The 21954-nt window shown below is 37.4% G+C and carries 20 protein-coding genes; 10 read left to right on the forward strand and 10 right to left on the reverse strand.

All coding sequences use genetic code 11. The features are described 5' to 3' along the window. Positions 1–100 precede the first annotated feature (100 nt). Positions 101–2116, reverse strand: a complete 2016-nt coding sequence (gene ftsH, locus IW16_RS01975) for an ATP-dependent zinc metalloprotease FtsH (RefSeq protein WP_034739167.1) — start codon at positions 2114–2116, stop codon at positions 101–103. Positions 2117–2138: 22 nt separating this feature from the next. Further along, entirely contained in the window at positions 2139–2501 is a 363-nt protein-coding gene (rsfS, locus tag IW16_RS01980) for a ribosome silencing factor (RefSeq protein WP_034739170.1), read from the reverse strand. A gap of 85 nt (positions 2502–2586) precedes the next feature. Between rsfS and IW16_RS01985 the strand changes: the two genes are divergently transcribed. Beyond that, entirely contained in the window at positions 2587–3303 is a 717-nt protein-coding gene (locus IW16_RS01985) for a biotin--[acetyl-CoA-carboxylase] ligase (protein ID WP_034739173.1), read from the forward strand. Here IW16_RS01985 and IW16_RS01990 read toward each other — a convergent pair. The 4 genes from IW16_RS01990 to IW16_RS02005 form a co-directional block, all read right to left on the reverse strand. After that, positions 3297–4406 carry an LptF/LptG family permease gene (locus IW16_RS01990; RefSeq protein ID WP_034740478.1) on the reverse strand — a complete coding sequence of 370 codons (1110 nt, stop codon included), beginning with the start codon at positions 4404–4406 and terminating at the stop codon, positions 3297–3299. The two genes, IW16_RS01985 and IW16_RS01990, sit on opposite strands and share 7 nt — an antisense overlap. Before the next feature lie 17 nt (positions 4407–4423). Beyond that, a complete protein-coding gene (tgt, locus tag IW16_RS01995; protein ID WP_034739176.1) occupies positions 4424–5554 on the reverse strand; it encodes a tRNA guanosine(34) transglycosylase Tgt in 1131 nt (376 codons plus the stop codon). A gap of 72 nt (positions 5555–5626) precedes the next feature. Then, on the reverse strand, positions 5627–5995 hold the full coding sequence (locus IW16_RS02000) for a DUF4296 domain-containing protein (protein WP_034739179.1): 369 nt from the start codon (positions 5993–5995) through the stop codon (positions 5627–5629). Beyond that, the gene (locus tag IW16_RS02005) at positions 5992–6708 is read right to left on the reverse strand and encodes a polyprenol monophosphomannose synthase (protein WP_034739181.1); all 717 of its coding nucleotides are present in this window, start codon (positions 6706–6708) and stop codon (positions 5992–5994) included. Before IW16_RS02005 ends, IW16_RS02000 begins: the two co-directional genes overlap by 4 nt. 76 nt (positions 6709–6784) lie before the next feature. Here IW16_RS02005 and IW16_RS02010 point away from each other — a divergent pair, with 76 nt between their 5' ends. The 4 genes from IW16_RS02010 to IW16_RS02025 all read left to right on the forward strand — a co-directional run bounded on the left by IW16_RS02010 (position 6785) and on the right by IW16_RS02025 (position 10894). Beyond that, on the forward strand, positions 6785–7453 hold the full coding sequence (locus IW16_RS02010) for a DUF4271 domain-containing protein (RefSeq protein ID WP_051889847.1): 669 nt from the start codon (positions 6785–6787) through the stop codon (positions 7451–7453). A 12-nt stretch (positions 7454–7465) separates the two neighbouring features. Beyond that, positions 7466–8206: a uroporphyrinogen-III synthase gene (locus IW16_RS02015; protein WP_034740481.1), complete on the forward strand. Its 741-nt coding sequence runs from the start codon at positions 7466–7468 to the stop codon at positions 8204–8206. 177 nt (positions 8207–8383) lie between these two features. Beyond that, on the forward strand, positions 8384–10429 hold the full coding sequence (locus tag IW16_RS02020) for a S9 family peptidase (RefSeq protein ID WP_034739182.1): 2046 nt from the start codon (positions 8384–8386) through the stop codon (positions 10427–10429). A 123-nt stretch (positions 10430–10552) separates the two neighbouring features. Further along, a complete protein-coding gene (locus tag IW16_RS02025) occupies positions 10553–10894 on the forward strand; it encodes a hypothetical protein (protein WP_034739184.1) in 342 nt (113 codons plus the stop codon). Positions 10895–11068: 174 nt separating this feature from the next. On the opposite strand, the gene IW16_RS02030 is transcribed toward IW16_RS02025, so the two are convergent. After that, positions 11069–11554 (reverse strand): SRPBCC family protein, encoded by a 486-nt coding sequence (locus tag IW16_RS02030; RefSeq protein WP_034739186.1) that lies wholly within the window; start codon positions 11552–11554, stop codon positions 11069–11071. Positions 11555–11755: 201 nt separating this feature from the next. Between IW16_RS02030 and IW16_RS02035 the strand changes: the two genes are divergently transcribed. The 5 genes from IW16_RS02035 to IW16_RS02055 all read left to right on the forward strand — a co-directional run bounded on the left by IW16_RS02035 (position 11756) and on the right by IW16_RS02055 (position 17963). Continuing rightward, a complete protein-coding gene (locus tag IW16_RS02035) occupies positions 11756–13303 on the forward strand; it encodes a sensor histidine kinase (protein ID WP_034739188.1) in 1548 nt (515 codons plus the stop codon). A 134-nt stretch (positions 13304–13437) separates the two neighbouring features. Continuing rightward, positions 13438–14124, forward strand: a complete 687-nt coding sequence (locus IW16_RS02040; RefSeq protein WP_034739191.1) for a response regulator transcription factor — start codon at positions 13438–13440, stop codon at positions 14122–14124. Positions 14125–14203: 79 nt separating this feature from the next. Beyond that, positions 14204–14830 (forward strand): hypothetical protein, encoded by a 627-nt coding sequence (locus IW16_RS02045; RefSeq protein ID WP_034739195.1) that lies wholly within the window; start codon positions 14204–14206, stop codon positions 14828–14830. Positions 14831–14849: 19 nt separating this feature from the next. After that, the gene (locus IW16_RS02050) at positions 14850–15209 is read left to right on the forward strand and encodes a hypothetical protein (RefSeq protein ID WP_051889849.1); all 360 of its coding nucleotides are present in this window, start codon (positions 14850–14852) and stop codon (positions 15207–15209) included. Positions 15210–15278: 69 nt separating this feature from the next. Next, positions 15279–17963: a TonB-dependent receptor domain-containing protein gene (locus IW16_RS02055; protein ID WP_034739200.1), complete on the forward strand. Its 2685-nt coding sequence runs from the start codon at positions 15279–15281 to the stop codon at positions 17961–17963. A 166-nt stretch (positions 17964–18129) separates the two neighbouring features. Here IW16_RS02055 and IW16_RS02060 read toward each other — a convergent pair whose 3' ends face one another. Genes IW16_RS02060 through IW16_RS02070 form a run of 3 tightly spaced genes read right to left on the reverse strand, consistent with a single transcriptional unit; the run spans position 18130 to position 21827 of the window. Further along, positions 18130–18627: a cupin domain-containing protein gene (locus IW16_RS02060; protein ID WP_034739204.1), complete on the reverse strand. Its 498-nt coding sequence runs from the start codon at positions 18625–18627 to the stop codon at positions 18130–18132. A gap of 49 nt (positions 18628–18676) precedes the next feature. Next, complete coding sequence (locus tag IW16_RS02065) at positions 18677–20947, reverse strand: GH92 family glycosyl hydrolase (protein ID WP_034739206.1); 2271 nt, start codon at positions 20945–20947, stop codon at positions 18677–18679. Between the two features lie 4 nt (positions 20948–20951). Next, a complete protein-coding gene (locus IW16_RS02070) occupies positions 20952–21827 on the reverse strand; it encodes an ROK family protein (protein WP_034739208.1) in 876 nt (291 codons plus the stop codon). Positions 21828–21954 lie beyond the last annotated feature (127 nt).

Below are 21954 nucleotides of genomic sequence, written 5' to 3' on the forward strand. Positions count from 1 at the left end.
GAAAATAATTACAATAGATTCTAAAAATGTAGCTTTAAATATGAAAAAACCTGACAATTCTAAAAATGTCAGGTTTTTTATACTCTGTTTTGGAAGTATTTTAAAGTTGAGTCGGGCTTTCCGGAGCCTGAATTTCACTTTCTTCTTCCTTGTCTTTAATTAGGATCTGCTCATCAGGTTCCTTTGCTGTACCAATTGTACTTGTTACAGGTCTTTCCGTTAATTCAGGATCCCATGCTCTTTTACCGAATATATCTTCAAGGTCTTCACGGAAGATCACTTCTTTTTCTAAAAGTTTATTCGCTAAAGCATCAAGCTTATCTTTATTTTCTGTAAGAATCTGAACTGCTCTCTCGTACTGATTTTCGATAATCGATTTAATCTCAACATCAATCTTGTTCGCAGTTTCTTCAGAATATGGTTTTCCGAAATTGTATTCAGACTGTCCTGAACTGTCATAATAAGAAATATTACCAATCGTCGGGCTCAGACCATATACTGTAACCATAGCCTGCGCTCTTTTCGTTACAGATTCCAGATCAGACAAAGCACCTGTTGAAATGTTATTAAAAATAACCTGTTCTGCGGCTCTACCTCCTAACGTTGCACACAATTCATCCAACATCTGTTCTGTAGTTGTCAACTGTCTTTCTTCCGGAAGATACCAGGCGGCACCTAGAGAACGCCCTCTTGGAACGATCGTCACTTTTAAAAGTGGTGCTGCGTGTTCTACCAACCATGAGATGGTAGCGTGCCCTGCTTCATGATAAGCGACTCTCCTCTTTTCAGAAGGTTTGATCGCCATATTTTTCTTCTCAAGACCACCGATAATTCTATCTACTGCATCAAGGAAATCCTGCTTAGTAACTGAAGTATGGCTATTTCTGGCTGCAATCAATGCTGCTTCGTTACATACATTAGCAATATCTGCTCCACTGAATCCAGGGGTCTGTTTTGCTAAGAAGTCTCTGTCAACAGTATCATCCAACTTGATTTTCAGCAAGTGAACATCAAAAATCTCTCTTCTTTCGTGTAATTCAGGAAGGTCAACATAAATTGAACGGTCAAAACGTCCGGCTCTCATTAGGGCTTTATCAAGGATATCCGCTCTGTTGGTTGCCGCCATTACGATTACATTCACGTCTGTTCCAAACCCATCCATTTCTGTAAGAAGCTGGTTAAGGGTATTTTCTCTTTCGTCGTTTCCACCTGAGAAATTATTTTTTCCTCTGGCACGTCCGATTGCATCAATTTCATCGATAAAGATAATGGCTGGAGATTTAGCTTTTGCCTGAGCAAAAAGGTCTCTAACTCTTGAAGCCCCTACCCCAACGAACATCTCTACGAAGTCTGAACCTGAAAGAGAGAAAAACGGAACTTTAGCTTCACCTGCGACGGCTTTCGCCAATAATGTTTTACCAGTTCCCGGAGGACCTACCAAAAGGACTCCCTTAGGAATCTTACCTCCCAGCTTGGTATACTTCTCTGAATTTTTCAGGAAATCTACTACTTCCTGTACTTCTTCTTTAGCACCTTCAAGACCTGCAACATCTTTAAATGTTACCTGAATTCTTTCTTTTTCGTCAAAAAGCTTGGCTTTAGATTTACCGATTGAGAAGATCTGCCCACCAGGGCCGCCTCCACCACCCATCTTTCTGAAAAGAAGGAAGTAGAAAAGTCCTAAGATCGCGATCCATATCAATGCTGAAACCAGAATATCCATAAATGGATTTTTACCTGCTCCATAATCTTTTGTCGTCTTGATATTAGCGTCTGTCGCTTTTATCTGATCAAACTTTTGAAGGAAAAGCTGAAGGTCTCCGTATTTTACAGAAAAATCTGCTTTAGGAGCCATTTCGAACGCAGAAAGAGGATTGCTTTGGTTGGCCGTTTTATTGACCATCGCTGTCTTTGCTGCTTTTGTCAGGAAAACATCAGCTTTCTCTGTGTCTTTGTATATTATAACGTTTTGGACCTTTCCTGCCTGCATTTCCCTAAAGAAAGCATCCTCATCAATAGATTTTGCACTGTCGCTTCCTAAAAAATTGGAACCGAAAAATAACAAAAGAGCCACGATTGCAATTGGAAAAAACCAGTTGAATCCTTTATTGTTCATTTATACTTTTTAAAATTTAAAATTAATTTTCAATTTTGGTAATGACTGCATCTCCCCAAAGTTCTTCAATATCGTAGTACTCACGTACTTCTTTTTGGAAAATATGCACTACCACCGTTACGTAATCTACCAAAACCCACATTGAGTTTTCGGTACCTTCTACATGCCAAGGCCTATCTTTAAGATCGTTTCTTACTTTCTTCTCCACACTTCCTGCCAACGCAGAAACCTGTGTATTTGAGTTTCCGCTACAAATTATAAAAGTTTCCGCTACAGAGTTTTCAATCTTCGAAAGATCGAAAATCATAATATCTTCACCCTTTACGTCCTGGATGGCTTCAACAATTTTATCTATTAGTGCCTGCTTTTCTGCTGTTTTATTCATTAAAATATCTATAATCTGCAAATTTATTGTTTTTCTTTTACTTTAGCCTTATTTTTAGCCCTTTAAAGTCTTAAAGTTTTCTTAAATGGATCAATTATTTTATTTAAAAGAGTGCTCTTCTACTAATGACGAAGTTTCAAAGTTTTTACTTTATGAAAATTCAGATTTTATTGGAGTCTCTACATTCAATCAAACTAAAGGCCGCGGACAATATGGAAATACATGGGCAGCGGCAGCCGGAAAAAATGTCGCGTATACGCTGGCTGTCAAAGCCGATCGCTTTCTGCTGTCTGATTTTATATTCAATTACTATACCGCAGTCGTAATCCGGGATTTCCTTGCCAATTTGACTGATAATGATGTAAAAATAAAATGGCCGAATGATATTATCCTTAAAAGTAAAAAAATAGTTGGGATTTTGATTGAAAAGAAAAAGATTAATCAGGATAATTATTACATTATTGGTGCCGGCTTCAATGTTCTTCAGGATAATTTTGGCGAAATATCACACGCAGGATCACTTCTAACACAGACGGGACAGGTTTTCGATCTTGATGATTTTGTTTTCAAGCTTCACGAATATCTCTCAGAAAGACTAAAAAAAGTTCCTTCTGAACAAGACATTATTGACAGATTCAATACTAATTTATACCGAAAAGGAGAGATCTCAGTCTTCGAAATCGAAAAAGAGAGACAAAATGGCATCATCAAAAGGGCCGACGAAAAAGGAGAGCTATGGATAGAACTCGAAAAAGACGGGTTAAGACCTTTTTATCACAAACAGATAAAACTCCTTTATTGATTTGCTCTTTTCAGATACAGATATAGGGTAAGTGGGAAGAAAACCATATTGGGAAGCCACATTGCAACCGCAGGCGAAAGACTTTTATTTTCTGAAACAACTTTTAGTGCTTCAAAAGAAAAAACGAAAACAAATGCCAAAGAAATCCCTATTGCCAGGTTAACTCCAAGACCTCCCCTTTTTTTCTGAGAAGCGAGAGAGAGTGCAAGGAACGTTAAGATAATAATAGAAACAGGCATAGACGTTCTCTGATGCAACTCGTTAAGGTAGGAGTTCAGGTTACTGTTTCCTCTGTTTTTTTCTCTGTCAATAAATTTGATCAGTTCAGGAGTGGTTTTATTCTGCCCTAGAAGTTCGTTCGGGAAAAGCTCTTCAGGAGAATGTCCGTAGCTTTTTCTCATTTCAAGGCCGTTGCCCAGCTTTTCCGTATTATTTTTATTGATTGTTTTTTCGAGGTAATTGGTAAGGACAAACTGTTTTTTGGCTTTATCCCAGTACACTTCTGATGCTTTCAGTTCATAAATCATCTTTCTTCCTTTATCATACTTCTGATAAACAAAGCCAGAACCTCTGGTTTCTCTTTTGTTCCACGAATTTACAAAGATGTATTCTGTTTTACTGAATTGGGCGGATGCAGGTCCTGTTCCCAAGATCTTTTCTTTATTGGCTGCATTATAGGTATATGCTTCCAGTTGATTCTTCTTGATATTGGCCCATGGAAGAACCATGTGGTTTACCGTAAGTGAGATCAGTGCAATTAATATAGAAGTATACAGATAAGGCTTTGCAAATCTGTGAAAACTTGCCCCACTGCTTATTACCGCTACAATCTCTGTATTATTTGCCATTCTGGATGTAAAATAAATAACAGAAATAAAGACGAGAATAGCCAGGAAGGTTACTACAAGATTAATGATCCAAAACGGATAGAAATGAATAAGAAAATACATGAGATCCAGCTTCGGATCGAGTGCTTTTGCATTTTCTATCCTTGGGATCTTCTGTTGCACATCGATCACAAGCACAACAATAGACAGCAGTATCAGCATGAAACTGAATGTTCCAAGATATTTTTTAATAATATACCTGTCTATAATTTTGATCATGATCTTTCTCTATTTTAAAGTCTCTGTCTAAGAACCGGCAATACAGATTTTTTCCATTCATAGAAATCACCTGCTACAATATGCTCTCTTGCCACTTTTACAAGGTCTAAATAAAACGCAAGGTTATGAATAGAGGCAATTTGTTTCGCAAGATATTCTTTAGACACAAATAAATGACGCACATACGCTTTCGAATATTCACGGTCTACGAAGCTGGTTCCGAATTCATCTAAAGGCGAAAAATCCTGCTTCCATTTTTCATTCTTTAGATTCATGACTCCCTGCCAGGTAAAAAGCATTGCATTTCTTGCATTTCTGGTAGGCATTACACAATCCATCATATCAATTCCTAACCCAATAGATTCCAGAATATTCCATGGAGTTCCTACCCCCATTAAATATCGTGGTTTATCTTTAGGTAAAATATCGGTTACTTCATCAGTAATTCTATACAGTTCGTCTTCCGGTTCTCCTACAGACAATCCGCCAATAGCATTCCCTTCTGCACCGGCTTCAGAAATTACTTCAGCAGATATTTTTCTCAAATCGGAATATGTTGAACCCTGTACAATAGGAAAAAAACGTTGTTTATGCCCGTATAATTCAGGATTTTGCTCATTCCAGTCGATACATCTTTTCAACCAGCGATGGGTCATTTCCATGGAAGCTTTTACCTGATTGTATCCGGAAGGGTAAGCTACACATTCGTCAAAAGCCATGAAGATATCTGCTCCGATTTGTCTCTGGATTTCCATAGATTTTTCGGGAGTAAATAAGTGATAACTTCCATCGATATGAGATTTAAATTTCACTCCTTCCTCAGACATTTTTCTGCTTCCTGAAAGTGAAAACACCTGAAAACCTCCTGAATCCGTCAGAATAGGAAGATCCCAGTTCATGAACTGATGTAAACCTCCTGCAGCCTGCATTGTTTCCATTCCTGGACGAAGGTATAGGTGATAGGTATTGCCGAGAATGATCTGGGCTTTAATGTCTTCTTTTAATTCTCTCTGATGAACTGTTTTTACACTTGCTACAGTTCCAACAGGCATGAAGATAGGGGTTTGAATCTTCCCATGGTCTGTGGTAAGTTCTCCTGCTCTTGCTTTTCCTTCAGAGGTTTTTTCTATATTAAAAAATTTCATTCGTATATTCTTTTAATTCATCAGCATCAGTGTTTCCATTTTTACAGAATGGATCACGTTCCTGTATTTCAATTATCTTACTAAGAAGGGGGTGTTCTCAGTCTTTTTCAGTTTATCTTTAATGTATTTATCAGCCTTCGGATCTTTTTCCACAACAATTTTCTGTGCGTCTTCTGCAATATCTTTCATTTTATCTTTAATGACATAATATTTAAAACTCGCTACAAAATCATCAGGTTTTACCTTATGAGTTTTGAGCACAAATCTTGTGCCTGCTTCTAAATTTTTGTTCGGATATAGAGACACGGCCTGATCAGCAACAGCAAGATCGGCGAGAATTTCAGCCATAACTGCAGGCTCGATCAGATTCTTTGGCTTATCGATATAATCACCGCATGAGAACATGCACAGTGTAATGAAAATGAAGACCAGCTTTTTCATAATCTATTGATTAATGATTTCCATTTTAAATTTAAAACTCCAAAAACAGCTTCATGAATAATTCCTCCATTCATTTTACTTTCTCCTAAAATTCTGTTTGTAAATATAATGGGAACTTCTACAATTCTGAATCCTTTCCGGGAAGCACGAAACTTCATTTCGATCTGAAAACCGTATCCTTTCAGCTTCACATTATTCAATCCGATCTCTTCAAGAACTTTCCTTGAAAAACAAACAAATCCTGCTGTGGTGTCATGAATCGGAAGACCTAAAATAAATCTCACATATTTGGATGCAAAATAAGAAAGAAGTACTCTTCCCATTGGCCAATTTACGACATTTACTCCTTTGGAATAACGCGATCCAATAGCCATATCTGCATTCCTGCAAGCTTCAAAAAGTTTGGGCAGATCATTCGGATTATGTGAAAAATCGGCATCCATTTCAAAAATGTAGTCATATTTGTTTTCGATAGCCCATTTAAATCCGTGAATATATGCCTTTCCCAAACCGTCTTTTACATGTCTTACCGACATATGAAGATGATGAGGAAATCTTTTCTGGAGCTCCCTAACGATCTCTGCGGTTCCGTCCGGAGAAGAATCATCCACCACTAAAATATGAAAGTCATCCTCCAATGCAAAAACCGCGGAAATAATATTTTCAATATTTTCCTTTTCGTTGTATGTAGGGATGATGACGAGTTTTTTCATTTCAGTTTGCAAAGATAGTTTATTTAACCTTTTTATTTTATACAAAATAATCTATAATTTTGCAAAAAACATTCCTTTGCCGTTATCACAAAACTTTATCAACCACGTAAGAATACCTGAGAACAATGACTGGGTAATTTTTATATTGACAGGCTGCATATTCTTATATGTATTCATGATGAATATAATAGAAAGAGATGCAAGTCTGAAAGACTTTCTTCTTCAGAAGTATTTTGACGCGAGCAATAATCTGCCAAGCTGGATGATTACATCCTGCGTAACTGCTCTTACCCTTTCGGTACTGCTTTCACAATACATTCCAATCGTTCCTAAATATATTGCCGACCTACAGCTTATGGGTTATCAGCTTAATAAATTTGGATATACACTTTTGGCGGTGATATTTTTTTATGTCACAAAATCAGCCTTGGGCTTTTTATTTTACCAGAGTATAGGTGATGGAAAAAAGTGGACTATTTTCTACTTCACCTCCACAAAATTTTACTTCATCCTTTCATTTTTACTAATAATTCTCTGTGTAACCCACTACTATTTCCCTGTTGACAGAAATAAAATGTTTTTATACTACATCAGTTTCTTCGTATTTGTCGCAGTTTTCAAGATTTTCTTCTATTTGTTTCACAAAAACAACATACTTCCCGAAAAATGGTATTATAAATTTTTGTATATTTGCACCCTCCAAATCGCACCTTTATTGCTGCTTTGGAAGTTGTTATTTTTTTAATAAAAGTCAATGATGAGAATAAAGTCTATATTGGTTTCTCAACCAGCGCCTAGTGAGTCTTCTCCATATCTGGATATAGCAAAGAAGGAAAAAATAAAGATTGATTTCCGTCCTTTCATCCACGTCGAAGGAGTTGACAACAAAGAACTCAGAACACAGAAGATAGATCTGACGCAATTTACCGGGATTATTTTCACGAGTAAAAATGCGATAGATCATTACTTCAGACTTGCGGAAGAGCTGCGTTTTGCTGTTCCGGATACGATGAGATACATCTGTCAGTCTGAAGCAATTGCCAATTATCTTCAGAAACATATTGTTTATAGAAAAAGAAAGATCAGCTTTGGGGAGAAAAACTTCTCAGACCTTCTGCCTCTATTCAAAAAATTCCCTACTGAAAAGTATCTTTTACCATCTTCAGATGTTTTGAGCCCGGATATTGTAAAAACAATGGATACAGCCAATGTGGACTGGACAAGAGCAATCATGTACAGAACGGTATGCAGTGATCTGACGGATATCAAAGCTAAAGATTATGATATGCTGATTTTCTTCAGCCCGCAAGGGATCAAATCTCTGCAGCAGAATTTCCCGGATTTCAAACAGGATGAAACAAAGATCGGTGTTTTTGGAAACACAACTTTAGCAGCTGCCGAAGAAGCAGGCTTAAAGGTAGATCTTATGGCTCCTACAAAGGAAACTCCATCCATGACTATGGCACTAGAAAAGTATATTAAAGCACTTCATAAATAGTCTTTAATACTTAATATAAAATCGGCCGTCTTTTCAATACAGGAAAGATGGCTTTTTTTTAACTAAATTTGAACAAGAATTAATATTGAATGAAATGTTCTTATATTATTATGCTCAAAAAGTGAGAAAATGTATAGAAACATTCCATCCGGCCCAATAAAAACTTAAAATATTCGGATGAAAGCTCCACAGGCAAAAAAAATAGAAAAAATACTAGAAATACACGGCGACAGAAGAACTGATAATTACTTCTGGCTTAACGAAAGGGAAAATCCTGAAGTCATTAAATATCTGGAAGAAGAAAATGCTTACGAAGAGCAGATGATGAAAGATACGGAAGCTTTTCAGGAAGAACTTTTCGAAGAGATGAAAGCCCGTTACAAAAAAGACGATGAGTCTCTCCCCTATTTCTTCAACGGTTACTGGTACATTGTACGCTATGAGGAAGGAAAAGAATATGCTATATTCTGCAGAAAGCATAAAAGCCTGAACAATGAAGAGGAAATTATTGTCGATGTGAACATTTTAGCAGAAGGCGAAACCTATTTTGAAGTAGGTAGTGTCGCTGTTTCTCCCAACAATGAACTGGTTTCTTTTTCGTCTGACAATGTCAGCCGAAGAATTTACACCATCAATTTCAAAAATCTTGTTACCGGAGAAATTTTCTCAGACCAGATTCTGAACACAACAGGAAAAGCTGTTTGGGCGAATGATAATGAGCATGTTTTCTATATCAGAAAAGATGAAAGTCTACGAGCTTTCCAGGTATACAGACATAAACTGGGTACGGATTCATCAGAAGACATTCTGATCTTTCATGAAGAAGATGATACTTTTGACGTGAATGTTTTCAAAACAAAGTCGATGGAGTATATTTTCATTGCCAGTTCAAGTACCATTTCTGATGAGCACAGATTTATTCCATCCAATAATGTTTTTGCAGAATGGAAAATTATCCAGCCAAGAATAGATGATCTGGAATATTCTGTAGAGCATTATGAAGATGAGTTTTACATCATTACCAATGCAGATGATGCGTTCAATTTCAAGATCGTAAAAACTAAAATTGATAATTGCGGAATGGAAAACTGGAAAGATGTTATTCCACACCGTGCTGAAGTTTTACTGGAAGGTTTTGAAATTTTCAGAGATTATCTTGTTCTTGAAGAAAGAGAAGAAGGGCTTCTGCAGATCAAAATTATTGATGAAAAAACTCAGGAATCCTATTATCTCCCTTTTTCTGACCCTACATATACCACGTATATCGGAATCAACATGGAGTTTGACACTGAGGTTCTTCGCTATGGCTATACTTCACTGACTCAGCCAAGCTCTACCTATGAATATAATATGAAGGACAAAACCACTGAGCTTCTGAAACAACAGGAAGTACTTGGCGGAACATTCTTTCCTGAAAATTATATCTCAGAAAGAATTTGGGCAGAATCCAGAGATGGAGAAACAAGAATCCCAATCTCACTGGTATACCACAAAGACACTCAAAAATCTGCTGATACCCCATTACTTTTATACGGTTACGGCAGTTACGGACATACGGTAGATGCAAGTTTCTCGAATGTAAGGCTTTCTATTCTGGACAGAGGATTTATTTATGCTATTGCCCACATCCGTGGAGGGGAATATCTGGGTAGAGAATGGTATGAAGACGGAAAAATGCTGTTCAAGAAAAATACATTCTTTGATTTCATTGATGCTGGAAAGCATTTAATTAAAGAAAATTACACATCATCCAATCATCTGTATGCCATGGGCGGAAGCGCCGGTGGACTTCTTGTAGGTGCTGTAATTAATTATGAACCTAAGCTTTTTCATGGAATTGTAGCGCAGGTTCCATTCGTAGATGTAGTTACAACCATGCTGGATGAAACAATTCCACTAACGACCGGGGAATATGATGAATGGGGTAATCCTAATGACAAGGAGTATTATGACTACATGAAGGAGTATTCGCCATATGATAATGTTGAAGCAAAAGATTATCCTCACATGCTGATCACCACAGGTCTCCACGATTCTCAGGTGCAGTATTGGGAGCCTGCAAAATGGACTGCAAGATTAAGAGAACTGAAAACAGATGACAATCTTTTATTATTCAAAACTGATATGAGTTCAGGTCACGGCGGGGCCAGCGGAAGATTTGAATCCCTGAAAGAAGATGCATTGGAATATGCATTTTTATTGAAAATCAATGGTAATCTCTAAACACATAAAGAGATCTTACCGGAGACAAAAATTGGAGTGGAAGAAGTTTTAAAAGCAACTTCTTCCTAAAGGAAAATGATAAAAGATTGGTTTTATCATTGATCACTTATTATTAATAAAATTATGATTAACGAAGGAGATTATTGGAAAAAGATAGAACAGTTTTTTGAAGAGAATTTCGAAACTGAAAAAAATCCACCGATTGAAACACTTTTATTTCTGATCGGATTGCAGGAGCTTGGAAGCGGCCAGCAAAAGTATACAAAAGAAGACAAGGTCAATTTAATTCATATCGCGGTCTGCAGACTGCTGGAACCATTTGGGTACTATAAATTTACGCACTACGAAGACGGATGGCCACAATATGACAAACTGGAAGAACTTCCGGAATTAAGACCTAATGAACAGTCTCTTCTGATGAAAAAAGCGATTATACAGTATTTTCAGGAGGAAGAACTGATTTGAAGTACACAAATCATTTGAAAATGGGCTCATTTGAAAATTAAATTCCAAATGCTCTTTCAGACTATACAATTTAACAGAGACGGGCTTTAGCCCGTCTTTTTATTTAAAAAATTTCAAAGCTTAATTTAGACGCCTATTTAAATGAGCCCATTTTCAAATTAATAATTCTTTAGATTATTTTAGAATTTCCTCAAGTTGCGTCAATCCAGTCTTGAACCCTTCTTCAAAACCCATTTCCAGCAATTGGTTAATGGTTTCCGGAGATGGAAAATGAATATTGACAGTCACTTTTGTTCCTTCTTCTACTCCTGTAAATCCGAACAGCCATTTTGCCTGACCAAAATCCGCATTGATGTTTCCTTTTTCGTCACAGAAAGAATCTACCCCATCAAAGCTTCTATGCTCAGTGATTTCACCGTACTGTACCTGTGCATAAGATTTTTCACCATCCGGGCCAACCATTGCGTAGTGCCAGATTCCGTCATTTTTAAAATCCTGACTTACCGTTTCACATTTCCAGGGTTTAGGAGCCCACCATTGATCCAATAATTTGGATTCAGTAAAATAATCCCACACTTTTGAAACGTCCGTATCATAGATTTTCATGACATACACGGTGTGCGAATCAAAATCTTTGTTGAAAATGATATTAGATTCCATAATAATTATTTTTAACAAAGCTAGCTAATTAATCAGTTTGCAGGACTTTCCATAGGACAAGTAATTTATAATTCATAAATAATTGTTAAAAAACGTCCTTTTAAGATAAATTAAACAATTTTTTGGCTCGTTTTTTGTTTATCAAGTCTTAAAATAATTAATTTTAACATTCATTTTTCGCAATACATTTAAAATCAAATAATGAATAATAAATTCATACCAATAATTTCGGTGTTTATGACGATCTCACTGATTGTCTTTGTTACGCTCCAATTTTATTGGCTGAAGGGTTATTATGGTGCTCTGGAGCAGGAATTTTCGAATAAAGTATATTCTGCTTTAGAAAATACTGCAAAAAATATTGAAGAAATTGAGGCTGATAAATACCTGAATCAGAACTACAATAATTTAAAAAACAATGTTCTTGCCAGTAAAGACCAGCCCTCTTTAACGACAATTCAGCAGGTGGAAGATTCCGGTACACAGCGCCAGATCATCTATTCTAAAAATATCATCTCAAAAACACAACTTCCGATTTCTCAGAAAGGGGATACCATTAAGCTGACCACTCTATATACTGACAATGCTGCCTACAAAGTAAAGAAGGATACCACGAACCGTGAACTTCTTACAGCAGAATTGAACACTGATATTGAAAATGGAGATTATGCTGTAAAAGAATTTGTAAAAGTTGTTGCAACCAATCTTCCCATTAACAAAAGGGTAAATCCTACTGTTCTTGATTCTGTCATCGCAAAAGAACTTAAAATAAAAGGGATCACCGCCAAGTTTGGATATGGGGTCATTGATAAAAACAACAAACTCACAAGTGTTGTCAATAAAGCATTTAAAGAGAAAAAAGATACCAATACCTATAGCTATCCTCTTTTTACAGATATAAAACACCGGACTTTATACAGTCTGGCTTTGGTATTTCCTAAAAAGGAATATTCTCTGGCGATGAACAACTGGCCTATGCTTTTGGGAACTTTCCTGTCATTATTAACCATTCTTGGAATTTATATCATTTCCATCAATTATATGATGAGGCAGAAAAAACTGGCTGAAGTGAAGACAGACTTTATCAATAATATGTCTCACGAATTTAAAACGCCACTAGCCACTATTTCAGTAGCTACCGATTCTCTGGCCAATGATAAAATTGCTACAAACCCTGAGAAAGTAAAATACTACTCGGAGCTGATCAAGCAGGAAAACCTCAGAATGAAAAAACAGGTCGAAAACGTTCTGAATATGTCTAAGCTTGAAAGAAATGAGGTCGAACTATTTTTACGTGAAACCAATGTTCGCGAGCTGATTAAAAGAACCACCGAATCTTTTAACCTTATTGTAAAACAGAGAAACGGCTCATTGACCCAGGAATTCAATGCAACGAATTACACCTTTAAAATAGACGAATTCCATATCTCAAATATGCTGGTGAATTTACTGGACAATGCCAATAAATACTCCCCTGAGGCTCCGGAGATCCATGTAAAAACCAGAAATGAAGGAAACTGGTATGTGATCGAAATTTCTGATAAAGGAATGGGAATGGAAACGGAAAATAAGACAAAGATTTTCGAAAAATTCTTTAGGGAAGAAACAGGAAATATTCACAATGTAAAAGGACAGGGACTTGGACTTTCTTATGTAAAGAAAATCGCAGAACTGCACAAAGGACAGATCATCGTAGACTCCCATAAAGATAAAGGAAGCACGTTTACCATAAAACTGCCGATGAGCTAGAGCAACAAATGACAGATGATGAAATTACAGATAAGAGTCATTTATAAAAAATAGAACCAAATAACAAAATATAGAAGATAGAGTGAGAACGTTCATTCTTAATTTTTAATTATTAATTTATAATTATTAAAATCATGAGCAACAGAATATTATTAGTAGAAGACGATCAGAGTTTCGGGGCGGTGCTGAAGGATTATTTGACAATCAATAACTTTGAAGTAACCCTTGCTACAGATGGAGAAATGGGTTTAAAAGAATTTACAGAGAATGAATTTGACATCTGTATTTTTGACGTAATGATGCCTAAAAAAGACGGGTTTTCATTAGCTGAAGACGTAAAAAAAATCGATAAAAACACCCCTATTATATTCCTTACTGCAAGAAATATGAGGGAAGACATCCTGAAAGGATACCAGTTGGGAGCAGACGACTATATTACAAAGCCTTTTGATACGGAACTTCTATTGTACAAGATCAAAGCGATCCTGCAAAGAAGCTCTACTTTAGAAAATGAAGAACAGGAGCAGTTCAAGATCAGCAATATTTTCTTCGACTCTATGCTGAGACAGCTAAAGGTAGGCGATAAAGAATATAAGCTTTCTCCAAAAGAAAATGAACTCTTAAAACTTCTTTGTATCCACAGAAATGACTTCATGCCCAGAGATCTTGCTTTGAGAAAGATCTGGAAAAAGGAAAATTATTTTACAGCAAGAAGTATGGACGTTTATATTGCCAAGCTTCGTAAGCTGCTAAAAGATGATGAAGGATTGGAAATCATCAACGTTCACGGAGAAGGATTTAGACTTTTAGTTAAAAATTAAGTCTAAATACTGATTATAAATATAAAATTAGCAAAACAATTAAAAATGTTTTGCTAATTTTGTTTCATACCGATTGGATATGAAAAATACATTCTTGGGCGTTATCGCCATTTCCTTATTAGCTATTTCATGTAATAAAGATGAAAAACCTACTTACCTAAAAGATGAAGCAGGTTCTCAACAACCAAATATGGCAGTCAATTCGGCTCCTAAAGCTTCTCTGATGGATCAGGCAGGTATACAGTCCAATCCAAATCCCTCTGCTATAGCAGCTGCACCAGGGATAAAGAATCCACCTCACGGACAGCCTGGCCACAGATGTGATATTCCCGTAGGACAGCCTCTTAATGTAAGCCCGACTGCTATACAAACCACTCCCGGCCAAAATCCAAACAATCCTGTTAAAATAGATGCCAATTCGATGTCATCCGGAAAAATGGTGGTTGATGGCAATGGACAACCGGTGAAGACGGCTCCAGGCATGAATCCACCTCACGGACAGCCCGGCCACAGATGTGATATTGCTGTAGGACAGCCTTTAAACAGCAAGCCTGCTCCGGCCCCGCAACCCAACCAGAACTCAGCACAAAATACTCCTGCTCCCGTACAGGCTCCCTTACCAACAGGTGAAAAACCAAAACTGAATCCTGCCCACGGAGAACCATGGCATAACTGTGCTATAAAAGTTGGTGATCCTTTATCATAATTTTTGTACTTTTGCAGAGATGAAGCTGTTTCACATTCTTGCAGTTATTTTTTGTCTAGGAATTTTTTTAGTTCCTAAAGACAGCTTCTACTCTCAATCTATGCAGGATACATGCTGTAAAGCAAAGGCTGAAAAAAGCGACTGCTGCAAAAATCACACTTCAAAAGATAGCAAACACGACAAAACAAAGTCTTCATGTAATGATGACTGCTGCTCAACGTGTGTTGCATGCTATACCTATATAGAAACACCGTTTTCAAAAAATTTACATTTTGAACTGTCTTACTACAAAGCGAGTAAGAATCCTCAGTTTCAATACACCCCGCCGCATTTATCAGACCGTTTAAAAGAGATCTGGCAACCGCCTAAGATAGGTTAATTATAACATATTGAGTTCATTATACATTTTAATGGACCGTTTTTTAATTAATCAAAACTTTTAAACAAAATGAAATTATATATTTCCAAGTTCATTCTTGGTCTAATGATCCTGTCTGTACAATTTATATCAGCTCAAAACCTTTCAAAAAGCCAGTTTAAGGTCAAAGGAAACTGCGAAATGTGTCAATCCAGAATAGAAACTGCAGCCAAAAAAGCAGGTGCTAAAACTGCTGTTTATTCTATTGATCTACAGACTTTAACCATTGAAACAGACCGTGACGTTTCTACAGACGAAATTTTAAAGAAAGTAGCTGATGCAGGACACGATAACGAAAAGTTCAAATCACCCGATGACACATATAAAGCCCTTCCCGGATGTTGCCATTATGAAAGAAATCTTCAACCTTCGTCTGCAGAAGCTCATCAGCATCATACTAAAAACGCAAATGAGTTCTATGTAAAAGGAAATTGCGCTTCGTGCAAAGCCAGAATCGAAAAAGCAGCTAAGGCGGCGGGTGCAGATTCAGCGGAATGGAGTGCAGAAAAGCAAACGGTAACATTGAACTTTGATGCTTCTAAAACCTCATCAGATAAAGTTTTAAAAGCTATTGCAGATGCAGGTCATGACAATGAAAAATACAAAACATCAGACGAGGTTTACAAAAACCTTCCTGGATGTTGCCTGTACGACAGGAGCATTCCTTTTGGAGAAGCTAATCCTAATGTTCATTTCGAGGAAGAAGCAAAGCATAACGACCATGCACAACATCAGCCAACTGTTGCTGACACCCATGAACCATCAGAAAAAAAGATTGACGGTGTTGTCATTACAGGCTCAAAAGCAGCAACGGCATTAAGTAAAAAAGAAGCAGGTCTTGTTTTTAATATTGATAAAAAAGAATTACTAAAAGCGGCTTGCTGTAACCTGTCAGAAAGCTTTGAAACCAATGCTACCGTAGATGTTTCCTTCAGTAATGCTGTTACAGGAACCAAACAGCTTAAAATGCTTGGCCTGGATCAGAAGTATACAAGTTTAACCAAAGAACTTCTTCCTGAGATCAGAGGGCTTGCTTCAGCTTATGGGCTGAACTTCATTCCCGGACGATGGATCGAAAGCATTCAGCTGACAAAAGGCGGAAGTACCGTAACCAATGGCTACGAGAGTATCACAGGGCAGATCAATACTGAACTTCTTAAAAATTCTAAAGAACCTGAAACATCGTTAAATATTTTCGCTGATTTCAATGGAAGAGCAGAGGCTAATATTACGAGTGTTTCTGCTATCAATGATAAATGGTCTCAGACCTTTTTGCTGCACGGAAACGGAACTTTTGGAGATACGGATATGAATGATGATACTTTCCTGGACAGACCAAAAGGAACACAGATCAATGCTGCCTATCTTCTCAACTATAATGACCTTGAAAAATCAGGATTCGGATCTCATTTCGGAATCAACTTCATTAAAGATGAGAGAACGGCCGGGCAGGTCGGTTTTGACAAAAAACTTCCTCAGGATAAACAGGGTGCCTACGGTGTAGGAATTGATATTTCAAGATTTCAGGTTTGGAATAAAACAGGATATGTTTTTAAAGGAAAGCCTTACCAGAGTTTAGGCTGGATGAACCAGTATGTGTATCATCAGCAGGACAGCTTTTTTGGAATGAGGAATTATGCAGGAAAACAACACACTTATTATTCCAATTTAATCTTCGAGAGCATCATCGGAAATACGAATCATAAGTATAAGGCGGGTGCCAGTTTTTTATATGACGGATATGAGGAAACCTATTTAAAGGACGACATGAAGAGAAATGAGATCGTTCCCGGAATCTTTGCTGAGTATACTTTAACTGGTTTAAAATATACTTTAGTAGCAGGAGCGAGAGCGGATTTTCATAATCTTGCAGGTACTCAGTTTACACCACGCGTTAATTTTAAGTACGATTTCACACCACAGACTATTCTGAGACTTTCTGCAGGAAGGGGATTCAGAACGGCTAATGTTTTTGCGGAGAATCAGCAGTATTTTGCTTCGAACAGAAATATCCAGATTCTGCAAAACGGTGGGAATATCTATGGTTTAAGACCGGAGATCGCATGGAACTACGGTGCAAGTTTGCAGCAGGAATTCAAACTTTTCGGAAGAAAATCTTCTATTGTTGCCGATTTTTTCAGAACCGATTTTCAGGATCAGGTACTTGTTGATCTGGACCGTTCTCCACAACAGCTTACTTTCTATAATTTAGAAGGCAAATCTTTTGCGAATTCTTTTCAGACACAATGGGATTTCACTCCTTTCAAAAATTTTGATGTAAGATTAGCTTACAAATATTATGATGTTCAGGCAGATTATATCGATGGCAGAAGAGAGGTTCCTTTTATGGCAAAACACAGAGGTTTTGTGAATCTTGCCTATGCCACGAATAAAAATAACAATGGTGGATTCTGGAGCTTTGACACGACCTTGAACTGGGTCGGAAAACAGAGACTTCCTGATACATCCACTAATCCTTCTGAATTCCAGCTACCGGTATATTCTGATTCTTATGCGGTATTGAATGCGCAGATCTCGAGAAACTTTAATAAGAAGCTGAGAGCTTATGTAGGCGGTGAGAATCTTACGTCTTACTATCAGAAAAATGCAATCGTGGATTTTAGAAATCCTTTTGGAAATTATTTTGACGGAGGGATGGTGTATGCGCCTATTATGAAGGCCAATTTTTATGTGGGTCTGGATGTGACTTTCTAATCATTAAATGTTTTCTAAATACAAAGTCAATTTGATGAAGGAGACGATATACTTAGTACAAACAAGCCTTATCGGTTTTCGAAACCTATAAGGTTTATATACCCTCACAACATAAAAAAACCAGCATCGAGTCGATGCTGGTTTTTACTTTTTATATCATAAAGGACTATCTTCCGAAGTCATCCTGTACTCTTACAATATCGTCTTCATCTGAAGGATTGGAAGCATCGGTATGCTGCCAGATTTCGGCCACTACACCCCAACCTGTCAAGCCAATCAGTCTGTGTCTTTCTCCCTGCTGAAGCTTGATCTGATCTTTTGGGTGGTATTCTTTCAGTTCGCCTTCTTCATCGGTATTGCTTATTTTGATCCCAACGGTCCCTTCTACGACCTGCCAGATTTCAGCTCTGCGGTGATGGTACTGCCAGCTAAGGCGGGCATTCGGGGCAACAAGAAGAATTTTAGGACTGAGTTTTCCGCCTATTTTCAGGCTTTCTACATCAATTCCGTCAAAATACTGATTGGCAAAATCCTGAGCCTGATTTTCATCAATAACGAAGAAACCTCCCCAGGGTCTTGTATCGTCTTTTGCCGCAATAGTAAAACCCTGACTTTCCAGCATTTTTTCTACTTTACCGAATATTTCTGTTTTCTCTGCACTCATAATTTATTGCTGTTCTAAAATTATTTTCAAATATAAAGTTTGTTAACGATTAATCCTTGGACATGGAGTATGGAAAGTCTTTTTCCTGTGATCCTCTTTCTTTGTTAGGCTTATTATCCATCTGGAAATCCAATACTGCTCCTTTCATCAGTTCTTTGTGACTGAGCCAGTTTTTAGGATAAGACCGAAGGTTTACGTTTAACGATTTAACATATATGTTTTCTGCACTGTTTTCCGGTGCTTTTATTTCAATTTTCTTACCATTCTCAAGGTGTATTACTGCTTCCTTGAAAAGCGGTGTTCCCAAAACATACTGATCGGTCGCAGGTGTTACCGGATAAAATCCCAAAGCAGAAAATACATACCATGCAGAAGTCTGTCCGTTATCTTCATCTCCGCAATATCCGTCAGGGGTGGCAAAATAAAGCTTATCCATCACCTGCCTTGTCCAGTACTGTGTTTTGTAAGGCGCTCCTGCGTAATTATACAAATAGATCATATGCTGAATCGGCTGATTTCCGTGAGCATACTGTCCCATATTCATGATCTGCATTTCGCGGATCTCGTGGATTACACTTCCGTAATAACTGTCATCAAATACCGGAGGAAGAGAAAATACCTCATCCAGTTTGGCTTCAAATTTCTTTTTACCACCCATTAATTTAGATAATCCATCAATATCCTGAAAGACGGACCAGGTATAATGCCAGCTGTTTCCTTCTGTAAAGGCATCGCCCCACTTAAAGGGATTGAATGGAGACTGGAACTTTCCGTCTTTATTTTTACCACGCATAAGACCTGTTTCGGGATCAAATACGTTTTTATAGTTGTTTGCTCTTTTCTTATAAATATCAATTTCAGAAGCGGGTTTACCAAGAGCTTTTCCCAGTTCATAAATTGCAAAATCGTCATAAGCATATTCCAGAGTTCTGGCAGCATTTTCATTGATCTTTACATCATAAGGAACGTAGCCTAAAGTATTGTAATATTCAACGCCTCTCCTTCCTACTGCATCAATCGGACCTTCATTATTGGCTCCATGTTTGACTGCCTGCCAAAGTGTCTCTATATCATATCCACGAAGTCCTTTGATATAAGCATCTGCCACTACCGAAGCTGAATTGTTCCCAATCATAATATCAGAATACCCTGGACTGCTCCATTCCGGCAAAAATCCTCCTTCTTTGAATGTATTGGCCAAACCTTCCTGCATTTCAACATTAATGCCTGGATATACAAGATTGAGGAAGGGATACAATGCACGGAATGTGTCCCAAAAACCTGTCCCTGCAAACATTTTCCCATCGAGTATCTTTCCGTTATAAGGGCTCCAGTGTTTTACTTTGTTATCAGCATCAATCTCGTATAGTTTTTGAGGGAAAAATAATGTTCTGTACAGAGAGGAGTAAAATGTTCTGATCTGCTGATCTGTTCCTCCTTTTACTTCAATTCTGCCCAGGGTTTTATTCCAGATATTTTTAGCATCTGTTTTCACCTGGTCAAAATTTCTGCTGCCGATTTCTCTTTTAAGATTCAGCTCAGCCTGCTCAAAACTGATGAATGAGGAAGCTGTTCTTGCATAGACACTTTCTTTATTTTTTAATTTAAATCCAACGATGGCTCCTGCATGATCGCTTGTTATTTCCAACTGGTTTTTCACGAAAGTGCTGTCTTTCCAGGTAGTCGTCAAATCAAAATCTTTATCAAACTGAATGACAAAATAGTTTTTGAAATTGGTATATTTCCCTCTCGCATATTTTGTGGTATAGCCGAGTATTTTTCTTTCTTTCGGAAGAATTTTAATATAAGATCCTTTGTTTAAAGCATCAATAACAATATAAGCACTGTCTGTCTTAGGAAAATCAAATTTAAAAAAAGCAGCTCTTTCCGTTGGAGTCAGCTCTGTTGTTACATTGATATCGGCCAGATAAACACTATAGCTGTATGGTTTTGCATTTTCTGCTTTATGACTGAACCAGCTGGCCCGTTCTTCTTCCTTAAACTTCAGTTTACCTACTCCCGGCATAATGGCGAAAGCTCCATAGTCGTTCATCCAGGGAGATGGCTGATGGGTCTGTTTAAATCCTTTTATCTTATCTGCGTCATAGGTATACGCCCATCCGTCACCCATTTTGCCCGTTTGCGGTGTCCATAGATTCATACCCCAGGGAAGTCCTATAGCGGGATAAGTATTTCCATTGGATAACGATGGTTTGGATTGAGTTCCCATTAATGGATTTACATAATCTGCAGGAGCTATTTCCTGCCCAAAAGTAAAAATATTTAATACTATAAAAAAAGTTGAAAATAGATGCTTCATACTATCATTTTGTTAAATTGATCCCAGATTTCTTCCACGCATATCCTGCGGCCCCAAGAATAGCTGCATCTTCAAAAATAGCTGAAATTTTAATAGGAAGATTGATTTTATGCTCTGCCAAATGCTGATTCAGCCTCTTTTTAAAGTAAGGATAGACTTTGGCGATATTTCCTCCTATGACCAAAACCTCAGCATTATAATTCTGAACATATTGAACAATAAATTCTGCAAATAAATCTGCATAATCATCAAACATTCTTGTTTGTAACTCCTGTGGTTTATCCAATAAATCTTTGGTTCCGGAAATTTCATCGCCGGTTAAAGCTTTGTAATGATTCACAAACCAACGGGTCGCCAGATAATCTTCACAGATAGAATCTTTGAAAGGAGAGTCCCACAAATCTTCATCCGACGCTGCTTCTCCATTATAAAAAGCTGTTCCCAATCCTGTTCCCAATGTCACTCCAAAAATTCTGCTGTATTCGCGTACACACCCACCAAAAACCTCTCCTTCCAGAAAAGCTCCGGCGTCATTCACAAAATAAATCCTGTCGGTTGAAATTGATAGTCTCGCAGCTAACTCTTCTTTAATGCTGACCTGATACATATCTATAAACTTTCCCTGCTGCATCAGCGAGATCCCATTTTCATAATCAAAAGGACCCGGCATCGCAATGCCAATAAGAACATCTTCCCGAACAAGATCATGGATTACTTTTTCAATGGCAGAGATCCAGGCAGAAAAAATAGTTTCACGAGCCCCGAATGAATCAACATGCTCCCTTACATAAGTGGAAGTAATAATTTCACGCTTCTCAGGATCTACCTGAGCCATGGTAATATGCGAACCTCCAATATCTATTCCTACTATATTTTGCATATACTTTTAATTTATTTTGCTAAAAACATCTTTTAATCTTAAAAACAGACAGACAAGAAAGCCGTTCTGCTCCCTGTCTGCCCGTCATAAAATCCCCTAATTTATTTTTACTTTTTATATGTCCATT

It is taken from the genome of Chryseobacterium vrystaatense (assembly GCF_000737765.1).
GTDB lineage: Bacteria > Bacteroidota > Bacteroidia > Flavobacteriales > Weeksellaceae > Chryseobacterium > Chryseobacterium vrystaatense.